The following is a 16,175-nucleotide window of genomic DNA, read 5'->3' on the forward strand; positions in this document are numbered from 1 at the left end:
GCTATGACTATGACGTCCGACACGGATATCGCGCTGACCGTTAACCATCTGTCGCTATGGTATGGCGAGCGCCAGGCGCTGCAGAATATTTCGCTGCGTGTACCGAAAAACGAGATTACCGCGCTGATTGGCCCTTCCGGCTGTGGCAAATCGACGCTGCTGCGCTGCTTTAATCGCATGAATGACGTGATTGATCACTGCCGGGTAGAGGGCGAGGTGCTGCTGGGATCGCAGCCGGTCCTGCGACCTGAGCAGGATCTCTCGGCGTTGCGCCGTCGGGTCGGCATGGTGTTTCAGCGGCCCAATCCCTTCCCGAAGTCGATTTATGAAAATGTCGTTTACGGGTTGCGTTTACAGGGTGTGCGCGACCGGCGGGTACTGAATGAAGCCTGTGAACGTGCGCTGCGCGCGGCTGCGCTATGGAGTGAGGTTAAAGATCAGCTGTCTCAGAATGCGCTGACGCTCTCGACCGGACAGCAGCAGCGGCTGGTGATTGCCCGCGCCATTGCGATTGAACCTGAAGTGCTGCTGCTGGATGAGCCGACCTCCGCGCTGGATCCGATCTCCACGCTGGTGATTGAAGAGCTGATGACCACGCTGAAGCAGCATTTCACGCTGGTGCTGGTGACGCACAACATGCAGCAGGCCTCGCGCGTGTCCGATTTCACCGCGTTTATGCATCAGGGCGCGTTAGTGGAGTTTGATGAGACCGACCGGATTTTCACCGCGCCGAAGCAGCGACGGACCGAAGATTACATTACGGGGCGCTACGGTTAAGGAAGGGGAGAAGGCCGGTTTCATGCGGTGCGAATGAAGCACCGGCTCAGGTAGCCTGTACCCTTCGTAAAGACGCAAAATCGCCATTCATGGCACGCGCGGCTTTATTACGGGTACAGGCTCCCATCGCTTTGAGTTTTCAGCCGTTGAGGGTGAAAACCCGTGACGGCTTCAAACTCGTCAGTCGTTAGCATAACCCTGCGGCGGCAGTAGTTCGCCATCCAGCCAGGCTTTACCGTCATGCATCGCCAGGCGTCCCTCAGCAAACCAGTTAATCACCAGCGGATAGATGGCGTGCTCCTGGTGCTGCACCCGTTCGGTGATCTCCGCTTCGCTATCGCCGGGAAAAACCGGAACTTTCGCCTGGAGGATCACCGGCCCCCCATCCAGCTCGTCAGTCACGAAATGCACTGAGGTGCCATGTTCGCTGTCACCATTTTCCAGTGCCTGACGGTGAGTATGCAGACCTGGATATTTTGGCAGCAGGGAAGGGTGGATATTCAGCAGGCGATCGTGAAAATGGGCCACGAACGCGCTGCTGAGAATGCGCATATAACCTGCCAGCACAATCAAATCTGGACTGTATGCTTCGATTTCAGCGATGAGTTGGCGATCAAAGGCTTCACGGTCAGCGAAGTCGCTGGCGGCAAGCGCGTGAGCGGGAATACCTGCCTCCTGCGCCCGCGTCAGGCCATAAGCGGCGGCACGGTTGCTGAACACGGCAGCCACGCTGCCGTGAATTCGCTCGCTTGCACAGGCGTCAAGGATGGACTGAAGGTTACTTCCGTTGCCGGAAATCAGTACAACCAGTTTTTTCATCCGTTGATGACCACACGCTCTTCGGCATCAGAGGCTTTAATCACGCCGAGATTCCAGGCTTTCTCGCCCGCAGCCTGCATCAGCGCAATGGCTTTGTCCGCGTCTGCCGGGCTCAGGGCAATGATCATGCCGACGCCGCAGTTAAAGGTGCGGTACATCTCGAAACGGCTGACGTTGCCCGCTTGCTGTAACCAGCTGAAGACGGCCGGCCACTGCCAGCTTGTCTCGTCAATCACTGCCTGAGTGTTGTCGGGCAGCACGCGCGGGATATTTTCCCAGAAACCGCCGCCGGTCAGGTGGGCGATAGCGTGCACGTCGACCTGCTCAATCAGGCTCAGGATATTTTTCACGTAGATACGGGTGGGTTCCAGCAAATGATCAGCCAGCGGTTTGCCTTCCAGCTGTTCAGCCAGCGGATCGGTGTTGCTGACTTCCAGAATTTTGCGCACCAGCGAATAGCCGTTGGAGTGCGGGCCGCTGGAGCCGAGTGCTATTAGCACATCGCCATCCTGCACCTTGCTGCCATCAATGATCTCAGACTTCTCCACCACGCCGACACAGAAACCGGCCACGTCGTAATCTTCGCCGTGATACATGCCTGGCATCTCAGCGGTTTCACCGCCCACCAGCGCACAACCCGACTGCAGACACCCTTCGGCGATGCCGGTGATCACCGCAGAGGCGGTATCCACATCCAGTTTGCCGGTGGCGTAATAGTCGAGGAAGAAGAGCGGCTCGGCGCCCTGTACCACCAGGTCGTTGACGCACATCGCGACCAGGTCCACACCAATGGCATCGTGGCGTTTGAGATCCATCGCCAGACGCAGCTTGGTGCCAACGCCATCGGTGCCGGAGACCAGCACCGGTTCACGGTATTTTTGCGGCAGCGCGCAAAGCGCACCAAAACCGCCCAGTCCACCCATCACTTCCGGGCGACGCGTCTTTTTCACCACGCCTTTAATACGGTCAACCAGAGCGTTACCAGCATCAATATCAACACCGGCGTCTTTGTAACTGAGAGAGGTTTTGTCGGTCACTGCGAGGTCCCCACGCGAGTTGCGGTTGGTGGTTAAAATAAAGCGCGGCAATTCTATCAGTGCAGGCAAACGTTTGCGAGTCCGGGATTGCGCATCGGATGATTTTCATTAATCCTTAATTCGTCCCGGTAAAACCCGCGGCTTTGCGCAAGAGCAGGTGGCGCAGAGTGCAAAAGGCGGTATAATCCCGCGATTTTTTTTAGCTCAACTCATTCCGGGAGAACACCAATGAAGATCGTGGAAGTCAGACACCCGCTGGTCAAACATAAACTGGGCCTGATGCGTGAGCATGATATCAGTACAAAGCGTTTTCGTGAGCTGGCCTCTGAAGTGGGCAGCCTGCTGACCTACGAAGCGACCGCCGATCTGGAAACAGAGCGCGTAACCATTGAGGGCTGGAATGGCCCGGTAGAAATTGACCAGATCAAAGGCAAAAAAATCACGGTGGTCCCGATTTTGCGTGCTGGCCTTGGCATGATGGAAGGGGTGCTGGAGCACGTTCCCAGCGCCCGTATCAGCGTGGTGGGTGTCTACCGTGATGAAGAGACACTGGAGCCGGTTCCCTATTTCCAGAAGCTGGTTTCTAACATCGAAGAGCGTCTGGCGCTGGTGGTCGATCCGATGCTGGCGACCGGCGGTTCCATGATTGCCACCATCGACCTGCTAAAGAAAGCGGGCTGCACCAGCATCAAAGTGTTGGTACTGGTTGCTGCGCCAGAAGGGATTGCCGCGCTGGAGAAAGCGCATCCTGACGTCGAACTCTACACCGCGTCAGTGGATCAGGGATTGAATGAGAAGGGTTACATCATTCCCGGGCTCGGCGATGCCGGGGACAAGATTTTCGGAACCAAATAAATCGCACAGCCGACCAGAGAGTCGGCTTTTTTTTGGCAAAAAAACTCTCTGACCGGTTTCGGTTTGCTGCAAGGCTAACCGGCGTGCCTGCTGCTGTGCCAAGGGCGCGAACCTGCGGGGATAAATACATAAGGGGATAAATGATGACTCGTCGCGCCATTGGCGTCAGTGAACGACCGCCGTTACTGCAAACCATTCCACTCAGCCTGCAACACCTGTTCGCCATGTTTGGTGCCACAGTACTGGTACCGATTCTGTTCCACATTAACCCGGCGACGGTGCTGTTATTCAACGGCGTGGGGACGCTGATCTACCTCTTTATCTGTAAAGGCAAAATTCCCGCTTATCTCGGTTCCAGTTTTGCCTTTATCTCGCCGGTGCTGCTGTTGCTGCCGCTGGGTTATGAGGTCGCACTGGGCGGATTTATCCTGTGCGGCGTGCTGTTCTGTCTCGTGGCGCTGATTGTCAAACGCGCGGGCACCGGCTGGCTCGATGTGATGTTTCCCCCGGCAGCGATGGGCGCGATTGTCGCCGTCATCGGTCTGGAGCTGGCGGGTGTGGCCGCTAATATGGCGGGCCTGCTGCCCGCGGAAGGCAGTGCGCCCGACAGTAAAACCGTGCTGATTTCGCTGGTCACGCTGGCAGTGACGGTCTTCGGTTCCGTGCTGTTTCGTGGCTTCCTGGCGATCATCCCGATTCTGGTTGGGGTCGTGGCGGGTTATCTGCTCTCCGCGTTTATGGGCATCGTTGACTGGAGCGGCGTAGCCAAAGCCCCGTGGTTTGCACTGCCAACCTTCTATACACCGCGCTTTGAGTGGGTGGCAATGCTGACGATTCTCCCTGCGGCGCTGGTGGTGATTGCCGAGCATATCGGTCATCTGGTGGTCACCGCCAACATCGTAAAGAAAGATTTGATTCGCGACCCTGGCCTGCATCGTTCGATGTTTGCCAACGGCTTATCAACCGTAATCTCCGGCTTCTTTGGTTCGACGCCCAACACCACCTACGGCGAAAACATCGGTGTGATGGCGATTACCCGCGTCTACAGTACCTGGGTGATTGGCGGCGCAGCGATCCTGGCGATCCTGCTTTCTTGCGTCGGTAAACTGGCGGCGGTGATCCAGGCGATCCCGGTACCGGTCATGGGCGGCGTGTCGCTGCTGCTGTATGGCGTGATTGGCGCATCCGGTATCCGGGTGTTGATCGAATCCAAAGTCGATTACAGCAAAGCACAAAACCTGATCCTTACCTCGGTGATCCTGATCATCGGCGTCAGCGGTGCGAAGGTGCATATCGGCGCGGCGGAGCTGAAAGGCATGGCGCTGGCGACTATCGTGGGTGTCGGACTGGCGTTGATTTTCCGTGTGATCTCGTTGTTGCGCCCGGAAGAAGTAGTGCTGGAGGCGGAAGAAACGCGCGAGCCGTGATCGCAATGAGCCTGGCAGGATCGGGGCAGGGACGCCCCATTCATCTCTTTCTGAAAACTGTGTTAGACTTCCCCCGATTTTTTGCTTGTTCTCTTGCTGAGGTGCTTCTGAACACGCCGGCACAATTGTCATTGCCACTCTATTTACCTGACGATGAAACCTTCTCCAGCTTCTGGCCGGGGGAAAACCCGTCGCTGATTGCCGCACTGAAAGGCGCTCTCAACCAACAACATGGCAGCTATCTCTACTTCTGGTCACGTGAAGGCGGTGGTCGGAGCCATTTGCTGCACGCCGCGTGCGCCGAGATGTCAGCGCGCAGCGAAGCGGTCGGTTACGTTCCGCTGGATAAACGCACCTGGTTTGTCCCGGAAGTACTGGAAGGGATGGAGCAGTTGTCTCTGGTCTGCATCGATAACATTGAGTGCATTGCAGGTGAGCCGGAGTGGGAAATGGCGATCTTCGATCTCTATAACCGAATTCTGGAAACCGGCAACACGCGCCTGTTAATTACCGGCGATCGTCCGCCACGCCAGCTAAACCTCCAGCTACCCGATCTCGCCTCGCGCCTGGACTGGGGGCAAATTTATCGCCTGCAGCCCCTCTCCGACGAAGACAAATTACAGGCGTTGCAACTGCGCGCCGGGTTACGCGGATTTGAACTGCCGGAAGATGTGGGGCGCTTCCTGCTGAAGCGACTGGATCGTGAAATGCGTACCCTGTTTGATACGCTGGATCGGCTTGACCGTGCATCGATCAGCGCCCAGCGGAAGCTCACTATTCCCTTTGTTAAAGAGACGCTCGGCCTTTAAAGAATGTCGAGCACCGCTTCTGGCGGACGTCCGATCCGCGCCTTGTCGCCATTGATCACTATCGGCCTTTCAATCAGTACCGGATTTTCCACCCGTGCATCCAGCAATGCACTTTCATTTTTGTCGCTGAGTGCCAGTTCGCTATAGATTGCCTTATGAGTTCGCATCAACGGACGTGCGCTTTGCATCCCCAGTGTCTGCAGCAGGAGTTGCAGCGTTTCGCGTTCGGGCGGCGTGTGCAGATAGAGCACCACTGCCGGCTTAATTCCGCGGGCGGTGAGCAGCGTCAGCGTCTCGCGGCTCTTGCTGCAGCGCGGGTTATGGTAAATCGTCACCCTCTCAGACTCTCCTTTTATTCCCGGCATAAATGCTCAGCCTTTCTGATATTGCTTAAAGCGCTGTTGTAACTGGCGCAGCTGATCGATTCGGGCATCGTAGCGCGCCTGTTTGAGGCTGCCGAGTGGCACCTGTGCGCTGGCGCTGCCAAGCGCGGTGATCGCCTGATCAAGCTGGCCATTCAGCGCCAGACTCTCTGCCCGTGCCGATAACTCTTCATCATTCAGGCCCTGCTGCGCAGACGCCTGTGCCAGCAAATCCCAGCCGTTGGGGTCATCTTTATTGGCCCAGGTGTAGCGGTTCAGAATACGGCTGGCGTTGGCATACTGTTTCGCTTCAACGTAGGCATTGGCCAGGTTGAGCTGCACTACCGGACTGTTTTTTGCACCGGTGGCGGTGGTGAGCAGGGCGATAGCCTGCTGAGGCTGATTCAGGCCAATATCGATGTCTGACATGATATCGAGGAACCAGACGTTATTGGGCTGTTTCGCCAACAGCGGCGTCATAATCCGCTTCGCATCGGCAAAACTTTTCGCCTGCAAAAACTGCACGGCTTTGCCATATTGTGACGCCAGCTGCTCACGGGCATTGCCGCTGGCATACTGACTCAGCAGTTCATCGGTGAGCTGATTACGGCCGGTTGAATACATCCCCAGAGAACGCACCTTTGCCAGATAGAAATCTTCAGTAGACTGCACCACCACTGGCCGCATCTGATTGGCGCGGTTACGGGCATCCGCCAGACGGCTGTCGGGCAGGGGATGCGTCAGCAAAATTTCAGGGGGCTTCGAGGAGAAGCGGCTCTGATCGGCCAGCTTTTGCAGAAAGTTCGGCATCGCCTGGGGATCAAACCCGGCGCGTTGCAGCACCTGAATCCCGATGCGGTCGGCTTCCTGCTCATTGCCCTGGGTAAAGCTGATAATTCCCTGTTGCGAACCCGCCAGTGTGCCGGTGAGTGCAGCCATGCCCGCCTGCGGACTGGCCATCGCCAGCAGAATGGAGCCCAGCGCCCCGACCCAGGTCAGTGGTGCATTGCGTTTCTGATCTTCCATGGCGCGTGCCAGATGGCGCTGGGTAACATGTGAGATCTCATGCGCCATCACTGATGCCAGCTGGCTCTCATTTTCGGTAAAGCGGAACAGCGCCGAGTGCAGCACCACGTTGCCACCAAAAAAGGCAAAGGCGTTAAGTTCGTCATTCTGGATCAGAAAGAAGTGGAAAGGAGTTTTCACTGAGTCGGCGTGCGAAACCAGTCGCTGCCCCAGCTGATTAATGTACTGATTGAGCAGTGGATCGTTGATCAGCGGCGTACTGGCACGCAGCTGGCGCACATAAAAGTCGCCCATCTGCAGTTCCTGGTTAATCGACAATGTCGAACCGGCCGTGGTGCCAATATCAGGAAGCGAATCACTGACATCGGCATTAGCCGGTGACAGAGTGGTGAAAATGAGCGTCGGAAGGAGCGCGGCGATCAGCGTTTTCTTTAACCGGTTCAACATGCCTTAATCCTGTAGAGAGGCCCTGAAATGGACAGGTGCGCAGCGGGAATGTTCCCTTTTTCGCGGATAACGACGGTTCGTGACTATCTTAACCAGAGCCTCAAAAGAAAGAAATGTCGTTTTCTGGCAAACGCCCGGTGGTGATTTGTGTAACATCCTCAATTATGGCGAAAAAAATTGACTATTTTGCCAACTTAAACCGCAGTTAAACGAATAAAATCCGGCAGAGTATCGCCGGGGTCGTCAGCGGTAAAGTTGCTGCTTATTCCTTTATTCCTGATGCGCATCGGTGGAATAAAGCAGAATCTGCTGGCGGGCTTCTGAAGGGGGTGAGCTTCTTTTTTTAAAGTTATGTAAATTCACTCAAAAAAATTGAATGTGGCACGCATTTTTCCAGGCTTACTCTGAAAAAACTCTCCTACCTGCGCGGTTTAATACTTCTCCCTCATTGATAAATTAAATCGTGATTGCCGCATTTATTTCACTGATTCCAGTAAAGCCTGGAGGTTATTTTTTCCGACTATGTGCAGCAAACAAGATAAAAGGCGAAATAGTCAGGTCCATTCACGACAAGACTGTTTTCCCCACATGATGAAATTTTTCGATTAATTTTTTCGGTGGATAATTTCAGCGGTTATCAGCGGCGCGCTGACCTGAATTTACACAGGCGAGAATTACGTCTGCGCTGTGATATAGATAGCCGACCTGATTCAGTCCTGAATCTGCCAGACATTATATTCCGGAGAGAAGTGTTATGCGTTCAGCTGTTTCATACGCGTTAATCGCCATTATTGGCGGAGTTGTTGGCGCGGCTGTCACACAGAGTGGCGATATTTATGACAAAGTGACACGCCATTTTGCCACCGAGCCACAAGAAGCCGCCGGATTCTGGAGTACACCCGCGATTCAAGGCTACGGCAAAATTCATTATGAGCCCGACGCCGCTTTTAAACCGGTGGCGGGCCTGAGCAATAAAATTGTTTTCCAGATTACCCGAAGCGACGGTGCGATGACCGCACCCAATCTGGGACTGGAACGTGTGGCGCGCGTGGTGAATTTATATATCGCTTCCGGCATCCCGGCCAATCAACTGAAATTTGTAGTCTCGGTCACCGGCGAGGCGACGCCGGCCATGCTGGACAATGCCCATTTTAAAAACTTTTATGGCATCGAAAATCCAAACCTGAAGCTGATTAATGCGCTAAATCAGGCGGGAGTGAAAGTCTCAGTCTGCGATCAGTCTGTGGCATTTCATCACTATCCCAATAACTGGATTGATAAATCAGTGGTACATGCGCTTTCCAGTCCGACCACCGTATCAACGCTGCAAAATCAGGGGTACGCGTGGCTGGCAATGTAAATTACATTTTAAACGATCAGGAGAAGAGTGAATGCGTCCAGCAGCTTTAGTTGTGATGGCAGCCGTAGCGGGGTTTATAGGAGGCAATGTTTTACAGTTGCCAGAATTATTCGATAAGGTCAGCGGTAAAATGGCGGATAATAAAGCCGAGCCTGCTGATTTCTGGAGTACGCCAGCAATTGATGGCTACGGCAAAATACATTATGTCGATACGCCCGCATTTAAACCCGGCACAACAGCGGGTCTGAGTAATAAAATCGTTTTCCAGATTAACCGTAGTGAAGGGGATATTCGTAAGCCGAATCTCGGTCTGGAGCGCGTGGCACGCGTCACCAATCTCTATTATGCAGCGGGTGTGCCACTCGACCAGCTTAAATTTGTGGTATCGATTAACGGCGACGCGGTTTCATCAGCCCTGAATAATGACCAGTTCAGCAAAGCCTACGGCGTCGATAACCCCAACCTGAAGCTGATCAGTGAGCTGAAAAAAGCGGGCGTTCAGGTCACTATCTGCGACCAGTCAGTGGCGTTTCATCAGCTTGAGCGCAACTGGATTGACCCAATGGTGACACACACCATCTCCAGTGGCACCACCGTTGCCACCCTGGAAAACAGTGGTTACGCCTTCCTGATGCTTTAATTCCCCGTCAGCGGCGTCACTGCCGCTGTCACCTGCAGTCATGGTCCCGTGATAGGCCTGTCATATAACGCCGCTCGTTTTGGTCGCAATGAGATCGATTTCATTGACGATAATCGGGGCAGTTATGACCGATTTAATCAGCGTAGCCAGACTGGCAGCGGCCTCCCGCGCAACCGCTGCGCGTGCCCTTTTCTGATCCTCATTTGCTAAAACCTGCCACGCGGCAAAAGGTGCTTAGCGCCTCGGAACAGATGGCTTTCCGGCCGAATCATATTGCCCATCAGCTCCGCACCCGACACTCCACCACGCTGGGTGTACGGTTGCCTTCCTTACTCAATCCGGTTTTTGCCCTGCAATTACAGACGATGGAGCAACAGGCTCGTCTGGCAGGCGATGGCACTGGGCGATCGCATCAGGTGGCACTGGATCTGCATCCCGAGGGGCCGGCTCACTTTATTCTGGAGCCGTCCGGCTTTTTACTCCATTGCTGGCAACCCCTGCAGGGTATGCTCACGCATCAGTGCGCGATTGGCCACTTTTCGGGCCCATGGCCATTTTATACTAGTCAGGGTTTAATCGATTAGTGCCAGCCAAATCTACATGCAGCGGGGTGAAATTTGTCTTAATGCTGCTCAAAAATGCCGACACAGTGTAGACTTAGGCCCGGATATCAAGGCTTCTGGCACACATTAAGATAAATAATCAGGCATTTATGACATGACATTCTTCTTCAGGACGGCGACGCCATTGCTAAAGCTCTTTCGGCCAAAGGCCGATTTGCGCAATCTGATCGCCCTGCTGGTGATTGTCAGCATTGTTATTACGCTCGCGAATACGCTTTACGCCACCTGGCGGGTGCAGCGCCAGTTGCTGATTGACACTACGCTTGAGGCTAACCGGGCTTATGCCGCCAAACTGGCCTCAACCAGTGAAATTTTCTTCCAGTTGGCGCAGTCACAATTGCACTACAGCGCCAATCAGCTAAGCCATGACTTTAATAATGCGGGGCTGCTCAGGCGTGAAGTCAATCGCCTGCGCGAGCAGACCACCAGTTTCAACTCGGTCGCCGTGGTGGATGAGCAGGGCACGATTAAAGCGATTTCACCCGAGTCACTGACGTTTCAGGGAATGCACCTTACCAGCGATGCCTCACGTGAAGCGCTGACCCTGCGGCAGCCGATCATCAGTAAACCGACGCTTTCTGCAGCCAATAATCTGCTGGTGTTTGTCTCCTGGCCAGTCTGGAGTCCCGAGGGCGACTACCTGGGCTACATTGGTGGCACTATCTATCTGAAGAAAAAAAGCATTCTGAATGCACTGCTGGGGGAACAATTCCACCGGGATGGCACCACGGTTTATGTACTCGACAGTAATAATGAAGTGTTGTACCACCAGAATCGTCACCTGATTGGTAAAGTGCTGCCCGCCATCGTCAGTCCGCGTGATGAGCAGACCAACGGATCGCTGATGCTTGCGGGTCCAGGTGAGTCAACTCAGCTGGCGGGCTTTGCCATTGTGCCGACCACCGGCTGGACGGTGGTCGCGTTGAAGCCGATTAACGTCACGCTGAATCCGCTTTCGGGTCTGTTAATGAAAGTCCTGAAAAACTCGGTGCCGTTCGCGCTGCTGACCCTGCTGGTAGCGCTGGTGCTGGCGCGGCTGATTGCCCGGCCATTATTCCAGCTGGCCCGTAAAGCCAGCCGGATGGATGCGCAGGGCGTCTCAAAAGAGATTGGCGGCATCAGTGCCTGGTATTTTGAGGCGGCGCAGGTCAAGCGCGCGTTGCTCACCGGCATTGGGCTGGTGCAGGACAAAATTGGTCGTCTTAACTCGGAAGCGCAGACCGATCCGCTGACCCAGTTGCTGAATCGCCGTGGTCTTAACGCTGTGCTTGAGTACTACCGCACGCTGCGTCAGCCTTTCTCGGTGCTTGCGCTTGATATCGATCATTTCAAAAACGTCAACGATAACTGGGGCCATGACGTGGGCGACCGGGTGATTCAGCAGGTCGCGAGCACCCTGCGCGCCAGCGCCCGTCAGTCTGATGTGGTGTGTCGCAACGGCGGAGAGGAGTTTCTGATGCTGTTGCCGGCAACGGCACTGGATGAGGCGCAGATCATTGCGGAGCGCGTGCGGCTGGGCATTGCAGAAGCCTGGCTCACCGACGTGGGGCGAATTACCTTGTCTATCGGCGTAGCAACATGGAACGGTTCGCAGGATGCAGGCCTGGAAGGCAGTTTAAAACAGGCGGATGCAGCGCTTTATCAAGCGAAGAAGGGCGGGCGTGACTGCGTTTTCGTTGCCACACCTTAATCGCGCATAGCCAGGGTGTTTATAACGGGAAACGTCCAGGGAAGGGAGAGATAAGCAGGGCGCGGCGGTAGGCTGCCGTGCCCCTCAACATCAGGCTGACTTGACGTAATCCAGCACCATGTCGTGATGGTTCGACGTCTTAAAGTTATCAAACACTTTTTCGACCTTGCCCTCTGCATCTACCAGAAAACTGATGCGATGAATACCGTCGTAGGTTTTTCCCATAAACGTTTTTTCACCCCAGACGCCAAACGCCTGGCAGACTTCATGGTTTTCATCCGAGAGCAGCGTAAAGTTCAGCAGCTCTTTTTCGACAAACTTCGACAGTTTTTCCGGTTTGTCGGTGCTGATGCCCAGCACTTCCACGCCCGCTTTTTTTAACTCATCCATATTGTCACGCAGACCGCACGCCTGGACGGTGCAGCCTGGCGTCATCGCTTTCGGGTAGAAGTAAACCAGAACGCGCTGTCCCTGGAAGTCGGTCAGATTCACTTGTTCGCCATCCTGATCGGGCAGGCTAAATGCGGGTGCGGTATCACCGGCTTTCAGTGGATTCATCACATCTCTCCATTTTCTTATTCAGGCTGTGGGTAATACACCATCCGGACAGAAACAGCCAGAGGGAAAATTACCATCAGGGGGTATTTCACCACATAGCCGATCACTCAGGTGCCAGTAATGTGGAGAAATAACTCCGGTTTATTGAACATAGCTTAGCGCACTGCGCTGACAGATTCGCTGCTGTCAGCGTCTGACACACTGTAGAGACGCAGCGTCCCCCGGGCATTCAGCTCCTGACACAGGGCATTAAAAGCCTGTTCGAACGTAGTGCCACTGGTCCGCGTGGGACTATGGGCCGTCATTTGAATATAGAGTGTGGGGGGCAAATCGTGCTGCCCAGGTGTGATGCGCGACACCAGTTCGGCCACATTCATCTGATGCTTATCGATAAGGTCGGTAAAGCGCTCAATAATATGTGGCGAATCGGCTACCTCAACCTGGATAAATGCGGTGTCGGGCATTGGCGGACGGAGCCGGGCGTTGGTGCGCTTCATGACGATCAGCAGTTCCAGCTCTGCCCCTTTCAACGGCAGGGTCGATTCAATCAGCGTGATCGCGTTCCAGCTGCCCGACAGCAGCATGATAAAGGTGAACTCATCCCCAAGCATGGCAAGACGGCTATCTTCAATATTGCAACCGCAGCTGCTGACGTGTCGGGTGATGGTGTTGACGATACCCGGACGGTCAACACCGAGTGCGGTGATCACCAGATGATGGGGCTGAGATTGCGGCAAAATGGCTTTTCCTCTGCTTTCGCTAATAACCATAAGGTAAACATAAAAAAAACTGCTGACAAGCGCGGGAATGGCGTGGCTTGCTTGCTTTTCCCTAAGTGTAAAACGTACCATGAAGCACTTGTTTGTCGAGGGGATCGCCAATGTTTACGGGAAGTATTGTTGCACTCGTTACGCCAATGGATGACAGCGGCAATGTCTGCCGGTCGAGTCTGAAAAAACTGATTGATTATCACGTCGCCAGCGGCACCGCGGCGATCGTTTCCGTCGGTACTACAGGCGAATCTGCCACCCTGAGCCATGAAGAACACGGCCATGTGGTGATGCTGACCCTGGAACTGGCCGATGGTCGTATTCCGGTGATTGCCGGAACCGGTGCCAACGCCACTGCTGAAGGCATCTCTCTGACTAAGCGTTTTGAAAATTCCGGGGTTGTCGGTTGCCTGACCGTGACGCCCTATTACAACCGTCCGACGCAGGAAGGGCTGTTCCAGCACTTTAAAGCGATTGCTAATAGCACCAGCCTGCCACAGATGCTGTATAACGTTCCCTCACGTACCGGTTGCGACATGCTGCCGGAAACCGTTGCCCGTCTGGCCGAAATAAAAAATATTATCGGAATCAAAGAGGCGACCGGGAACTTATCGCGGGTTAGCCAGATCCAAGAGCTGGTTAATGAAGATTTCATTCTGGTGAGTGGCGATGACGCTACTGCACTGGACTTTATGCAACTGGGCGGCAAGGGCGTCATTTCGGTGACGGCGAACGTGGCTGCGCGTGAGATGGCCGAACTGTGTCAACTCGCACAGCAGGGCAATTTCGTTGAGGCACGCCGCCTGAATCAGCGTCTGATGCACCTGCACCAGACGCTTTTCTGTGAACCCAATCCTATCCCGGTGAAATGGGCTGCGAAACAGCTAGGATTAATCGCTAACGACACGCTGCGTCTGCCAATGACGCCACTGACTGCAGCCGGCCAGCCGAAAGTGGAGCAGGCGCTGGTGAAAGCGGGTTTGCGATAATTTAGGGAGTTTAAATGAATTACTCAGTAAAGCGGTCAGCCGTAGCCACAGTGGTGGGACTGTCCACTCTGATGCTGTTGTCGGCCTGTTCGAGCGATCAGCGTTATAAGCGCCAGGTCAGCGGTGACGAATCTTATCTTGAAGCCAGTGAATTACATGAACTGAAAGCGCCTGCCGGAATGATTCTGCCGATACAGCGTGGTGATTTCGATGTGCCGCGCACCGTCAGTCAGGCACCGACCGGTAAGCAGCTTGACATTCGTCCGCCAGCCCAGCCGCTGGCACTAATGAATGGCACCCGCGCGCAGTACAGCAACAATACCGGCGCACTGCTGATTGATAACAGCCGTGGCTCGGTCTGGTCGCAGGTCGTTAACGTGGTGCAGTCCTACAAGTTTCCGATTGCCTCACGCAATGACGCCGGACAGCAGCTGACCACCGACTGGGTACAGTGGAACCGTGCTGATGAAGATCAGCAGTATCGTGGCCGCTACCAGATCAGCGTGCAGGCGCAGAGCTACCAGCAGCTGTTAACGGTCCGCCTGCTGGAGCTGCAGCAGGATGGTAAAACCATTACTTCCCCTGCGCAGATTCAGCGTTATACCGCGCAGATGCTGAATGACATCAGCACCGGTATGGACAAGATTGATACGGCCAGTGAAAACGCGGCGTCCGGTCGGGTGAATGGCGCTGTTGATGTGCAGAGCGGCGCAGATGACACCGGCCTGCCGTTGTTGATCCTGCGAACCTCATTCAATGTGGCATGGCAGCGTTTGCCAGATGCGATGAAACGCATCGGGATGGAAGTGACCGACACCACCCGCTCGACCGGCAGCATGAAGGTGACCTACAAGTCACTGAGCAGCGGCGACTGGGATGAGATCGGCGCAAAAGATCCGGAGTTGCCAAACGGTGATTACAAAGTGCAGGTGGGTGATCTCGACAACCGCACCAGTCTGCAATTCATCGACCCGAAAGGGCATGTGCTGACCCAATCACAGAACGATGCGCTGGTAGCCGTGTTCCAGGCGGCGCTGAACAAATAAAGTTGCCTCAGGCCGGAGATTCTCCGGCCTTTTTATTTTGTTTTTGGCATAATAGCGCGCGGCGAAGTAAACGATTGCGTCAAAGCAATCGCCGCAGTGGCACTGGCTGCTGAACACCCGTTATTTCAAGTCTGGAGTGAATAAGATGCAAAAGCGAGCTGAGTTGTATCGCGGTAAAGCGAAAACCGTATACAGCACCGATAACCCGGATCTGCTGATACTCGAATTCCGCAACGATACGTCAGCAGGTGATGGCGCCCGAATCGAGCAGTTTGATCGCAAAGGAATGGTTAACAACAAGTTTAACCACTTCATTATGACCAAATTGCAGGAAGCGGGTATCCCGACCCAGATGGAAGCACTGCTGTCAGATAACGAAGCGCTGGTGAAAAAGCTGGAGATGGTGCCGGTAGAGTGCGTGGTACGCAACCGCGCCGCAGGCTCACTGGTAAAACGTCTGGGTGTGGAAGAGGGTATTGTGCTCAATCCGCCGCTGTTTGATCTTTTCCTGAAAGATGATGCAAAGCATGACCCGATGGTCAACGAATCCTATTGCGAAACCTTCGGCTGGGTCAGCAAGCAAAACCTGGCGCGGATGCAGGAGCTGACCTTTAAAGCCAACGAGGTGCTGAGCAAACTGTTCGACGACGCGGGTCTGATTCTGGTCGACTTCAAACTGGAGTTTGGTCTGTTTAACGGCGAAGTGACGCTAGGCGATGAGTTTTCGCCAGATGGTGCGCGCCTGTGGGACAAAGAGACGCTGGATAAAATGGATAAGGACCGTTTCCGCCAGAGCCTTGGCGGTGTCGTCGAAGCCTATGAAGCGGTGGCACAGCGGCTGGGCGTAAAACTCGACTGAGTATACCTGCAGCACAGAAAGAAGAAAAAGGAGAGCCGAGGCTCTCCTTTTTCATTTTGGTGTAAAGCTGGTGATTGCTCC

Annotated in this window: 16 protein-coding genes and 1 pseudogene; 11 read left to right on the plus strand and 6 right to left on the minus strand. The window is 54.6% G+C overall.

The features are described from left to right. Nucleotides 1–9: 9 nt before the first annotated feature. Nucleotides 10–777, plus strand: coding sequence for a phosphate ABC transporter ATP-binding protein PstB (gene pstB, locus WFO64_RS05515; RefSeq protein WP_442956129.1), 768 nt, complete (start codon nt 10–12; stop codon nt 775–777). Nucleotides 778–957: 180 nt separating this feature from the next. On the opposite strand, the gene purN is transcribed toward pstB, so the two are convergent. Together purN and purM are read right to left on the minus strand one after the other, a co-directional pair. Beyond that, nucleotides 958–1,596: a phosphoribosylglycinamide formyltransferase gene (gene purN, locus WFO64_RS05520; protein ID WP_337009706.1), complete on the minus strand. Its 639-nt coding sequence runs from the start codon at nt 1,594–1,596 to the stop codon at nt 958–960. Continuing rightward, on the minus strand, nt 1,593–2,633 hold the full coding sequence (gene purM, locus WFO64_RS05525; RefSeq protein WP_337009708.1) for a phosphoribosylformylglycinamidine cyclo-ligase: 1,041 nt from the start codon (nt 2,631–2,633) through the stop codon (nt 1,593–1,595). The genes purN and purM overlap by 4 nt, the downstream gene beginning before the upstream one ends. 228 nt (nt 2,634–2,861) lie before the next feature. Between purM and upp the strand changes: the two genes are divergently transcribed. The 3 genes from upp to hda all read left to right on the plus strand — a co-directional run bounded on the left by upp (nt 2,862) and on the right by hda (nt 5,724). After that, the gene (upp, locus tag WFO64_RS05530; protein WP_009088774.1) at nt 2,862–3,488 is read left to right on the plus strand and encodes a uracil phosphoribosyltransferase; all 627 of its coding nucleotides are present in this window, start codon (nt 2,862–2,864) and stop codon (nt 3,486–3,488) included. Between the two features lie 143 nt (nt 3,489–3,631). Further along, nucleotides 3,632–4,915: a uracil permease gene (uraA, locus tag WFO64_RS05535; RefSeq protein ID WP_337010503.1), complete on the plus strand. Its 1,284-nt coding sequence runs from the start codon at nt 3,632–3,634 to the stop codon at nt 4,913–4,915. 107 nt (nt 4,916–5,022) lie between these two features. Next, the gene (gene hda, locus WFO64_RS05540; RefSeq protein ID WP_337010505.1) at nt 5,023–5,724 is read left to right on the plus strand and encodes a DnaA inactivator Hda; all 702 of its coding nucleotides are present in this window, start codon (nt 5,023–5,025) and stop codon (nt 5,722–5,724) included. Here the strand turns inward: hda and arsC are convergent. Together arsC and WFO64_RS05550 are read right to left on the minus strand one after the other, a co-directional pair. Then, a complete protein-coding gene (gene arsC / locus WFO64_RS05545) occupies nt 5,721–6,089 on the minus strand; it encodes an arsenate reductase (glutaredoxin) (RefSeq protein ID WP_337009710.1) in 369 nt (122 codons plus the stop codon). The genes hda and arsC overlap by 4 nt on opposite strands. 6 nt (nt 6,090–6,095) lie before the next feature. Further along, on the minus strand, nt 6,096–7,559 hold the full coding sequence (locus tag WFO64_RS05550) for a beta-barrel assembly-enhancing protease (protein ID WP_337009713.1): 1,464 nt from the start codon (nt 7,557–7,559) through the stop codon (nt 6,096–6,098). 754 nt (nt 7,560–8,313) lie between these two features. Between WFO64_RS05550 and WFO64_RS05555 the strand changes: the two genes are divergently transcribed. The 4 genes and pseudogenes from WFO64_RS05555 (at nt 8,314) to WFO64_RS05575 (ending at nt 11,872) form a co-directional block, all read left to right on the plus strand. Next, the gene (locus tag WFO64_RS05555) at nt 8,314–8,919 is read left to right on the plus strand and encodes a DsrE family protein (protein WP_337009715.1); all 606 of its coding nucleotides are present in this window, start codon (nt 8,314–8,316) and stop codon (nt 8,917–8,919) included. 31 nt (nt 8,920–8,950) lie between these two features. After that, nucleotides 8,951–9,559 carry a DsrE family protein gene (locus tag WFO64_RS05560; RefSeq protein ID WP_337009717.1) on the plus strand — a complete coding sequence of 203 codons (609 nt, stop codon included), beginning with the start codon at nt 8,951–8,953 and terminating at the stop codon, nt 9,557–9,559. A 124-nt stretch (nt 9,560–9,683) separates the two neighbouring features. Beyond that, nucleotides 9,684–9,957, plus strand: a pseudogene (locus tag WFO64_RS05565) (LacI family DNA-binding transcriptional regulator); the annotation flags it as partial. A gap of 349 nt (nt 9,958–10,306) precedes the next feature. Then, nucleotides 10,307–11,872 (plus strand): sensor domain-containing diguanylate cyclase, encoded by a 1,566-nt coding sequence (locus WFO64_RS05575; RefSeq protein WP_337009719.1) that lies wholly within the window; start codon nt 10,307–10,309, stop codon nt 11,870–11,872. A gap of 90 nt (nt 11,873–11,962) precedes the next feature. Here the strand turns inward: WFO64_RS05575 and bcp are convergent, their stop codons facing one another. Beyond that, a complete protein-coding gene (gene bcp, locus WFO64_RS05580; RefSeq protein WP_337009721.1) occupies nt 11,963–12,430 on the minus strand; it encodes a thioredoxin-dependent thiol peroxidase in 468 nt (155 codons plus the stop codon). A 155-nt stretch (nt 12,431–12,585) separates the two neighbouring features. Further along, nucleotides 12,586–13,167: a glycine cleavage system transcriptional repressor gene (locus WFO64_RS05585; RefSeq protein WP_337009723.1), complete on the minus strand. Its 582-nt coding sequence runs from the start codon at nt 13,165–13,167 to the stop codon at nt 12,586–12,588. 143 nt (nt 13,168–13,310) lie between these two features. Between WFO64_RS05585 and dapA the strand changes: the two genes are divergently transcribed. The 3 genes from dapA to purC all read left to right on the plus strand — a co-directional run bounded on the left by dapA (nt 13,311) and on the right by purC (nt 16,094). Continuing rightward, a complete protein-coding gene (dapA, locus tag WFO64_RS05590) occupies nt 13,311–14,189 on the plus strand; it encodes a 4-hydroxy-tetrahydrodipicolinate synthase (RefSeq protein WP_337009725.1) in 879 nt (292 codons plus the stop codon). A gap of 14 nt (nt 14,190–14,203) precedes the next feature. Further along, nucleotides 14,204–15,235 carry an outer membrane protein assembly factor BamC gene (bamC, locus tag WFO64_RS05595; RefSeq protein WP_337009727.1) on the plus strand — a complete coding sequence of 344 codons (1,032 nt, stop codon included), beginning with the start codon at nt 14,204–14,206 and terminating at the stop codon, nt 15,233–15,235. Between the two features lie 145 nt (nt 15,236–15,380). Next, nucleotides 15,381–16,094 (plus strand): phosphoribosylaminoimidazolesuccinocarboxamide synthase, encoded by a 714-nt coding sequence (purC, locus tag WFO64_RS05600; protein WP_337009729.1) that lies wholly within the window; start codon nt 15,381–15,383, stop codon nt 16,092–16,094. The last annotated feature ends 81 nt before the right edge of the window (nt 16,095–16,175 follow it).

It is taken from the genome of Pantoea sp. AS142 (assembly GCF_037152305.1).
In the GTDB taxonomy this organism is placed as follows: domain Bacteria; phylum Pseudomonadota; class Gammaproteobacteria; order Enterobacterales; family Enterobacteriaceae; genus Pantoea.

Coding starts and splice junctions, on each gene's coding strand:
- pstB (WP_442956129.1), top strand. CDS start 10: ATGACGTCCGACACGGATATCGCGCTGACCGTTAACCATCTGTCGCTA.
- purN (WP_337009706.1), bottom strand. CDS start 1,596: ATGAAAAAACTGGTTGTACTGATTTCCGGCAACGGAAGTAACCTTCAG.
- upp (WP_009088774.1), top strand. CDS start 2,862: ATGAAGATCGTGGAAGTCAGACACCCGCTGGTCAAACATAAACTGGGC.
- uraA (WP_337010503.1), top strand. CDS start 3,632: ATGACTCGTCGCGCCATTGGCGTCAGTGAACGACCGCCGTTACTGCAA.
- arsC (WP_337009710.1), bottom strand. CDS start 6,089: ATGCCGGGAATAAAAGGAGAGTCTGAGAGGGTGACGATTTACCATAAC.
- WFO64_RS05550 (WP_337009713.1), bottom strand. CDS start 7,559: ATGTTGAACCGGTTAAAGAAAACGCTGATCGCCGCGCTCCTTCCGACG.
- WFO64_RS05555 (WP_337009715.1), top strand. CDS start 8,314: ATGCGTTCAGCTGTTTCATACGCGTTAATCGCCATTATTGGCGGAGTT.
- WFO64_RS05560 (WP_337009717.1), top strand. CDS start 8,951: ATGCGTCCAGCAGCTTTAGTTGTGATGGCAGCCGTAGCGGGGTTTATA.
- bcp (WP_337009721.1), bottom strand. CDS start 12,430: ATGAATCCACTGAAAGCCGGTGATACCGCACCCGCATTTAGCCTGCCC.
- dapA (WP_337009725.1), top strand. CDS start 13,311: ATGTTTACGGGAAGTATTGTTGCACTCGTTACGCCAATGGATGACAGC.
- bamC (WP_337009727.1), top strand. CDS start 14,204: ATGAATTACTCAGTAAAGCGGTCAGCCGTAGCCACAGTGGTGGGACTG.
- purC (WP_337009729.1), top strand. CDS start 15,381: ATGCAAAAGCGAGCTGAGTTGTATCGCGGTAAAGCGAAAACCGTATAC.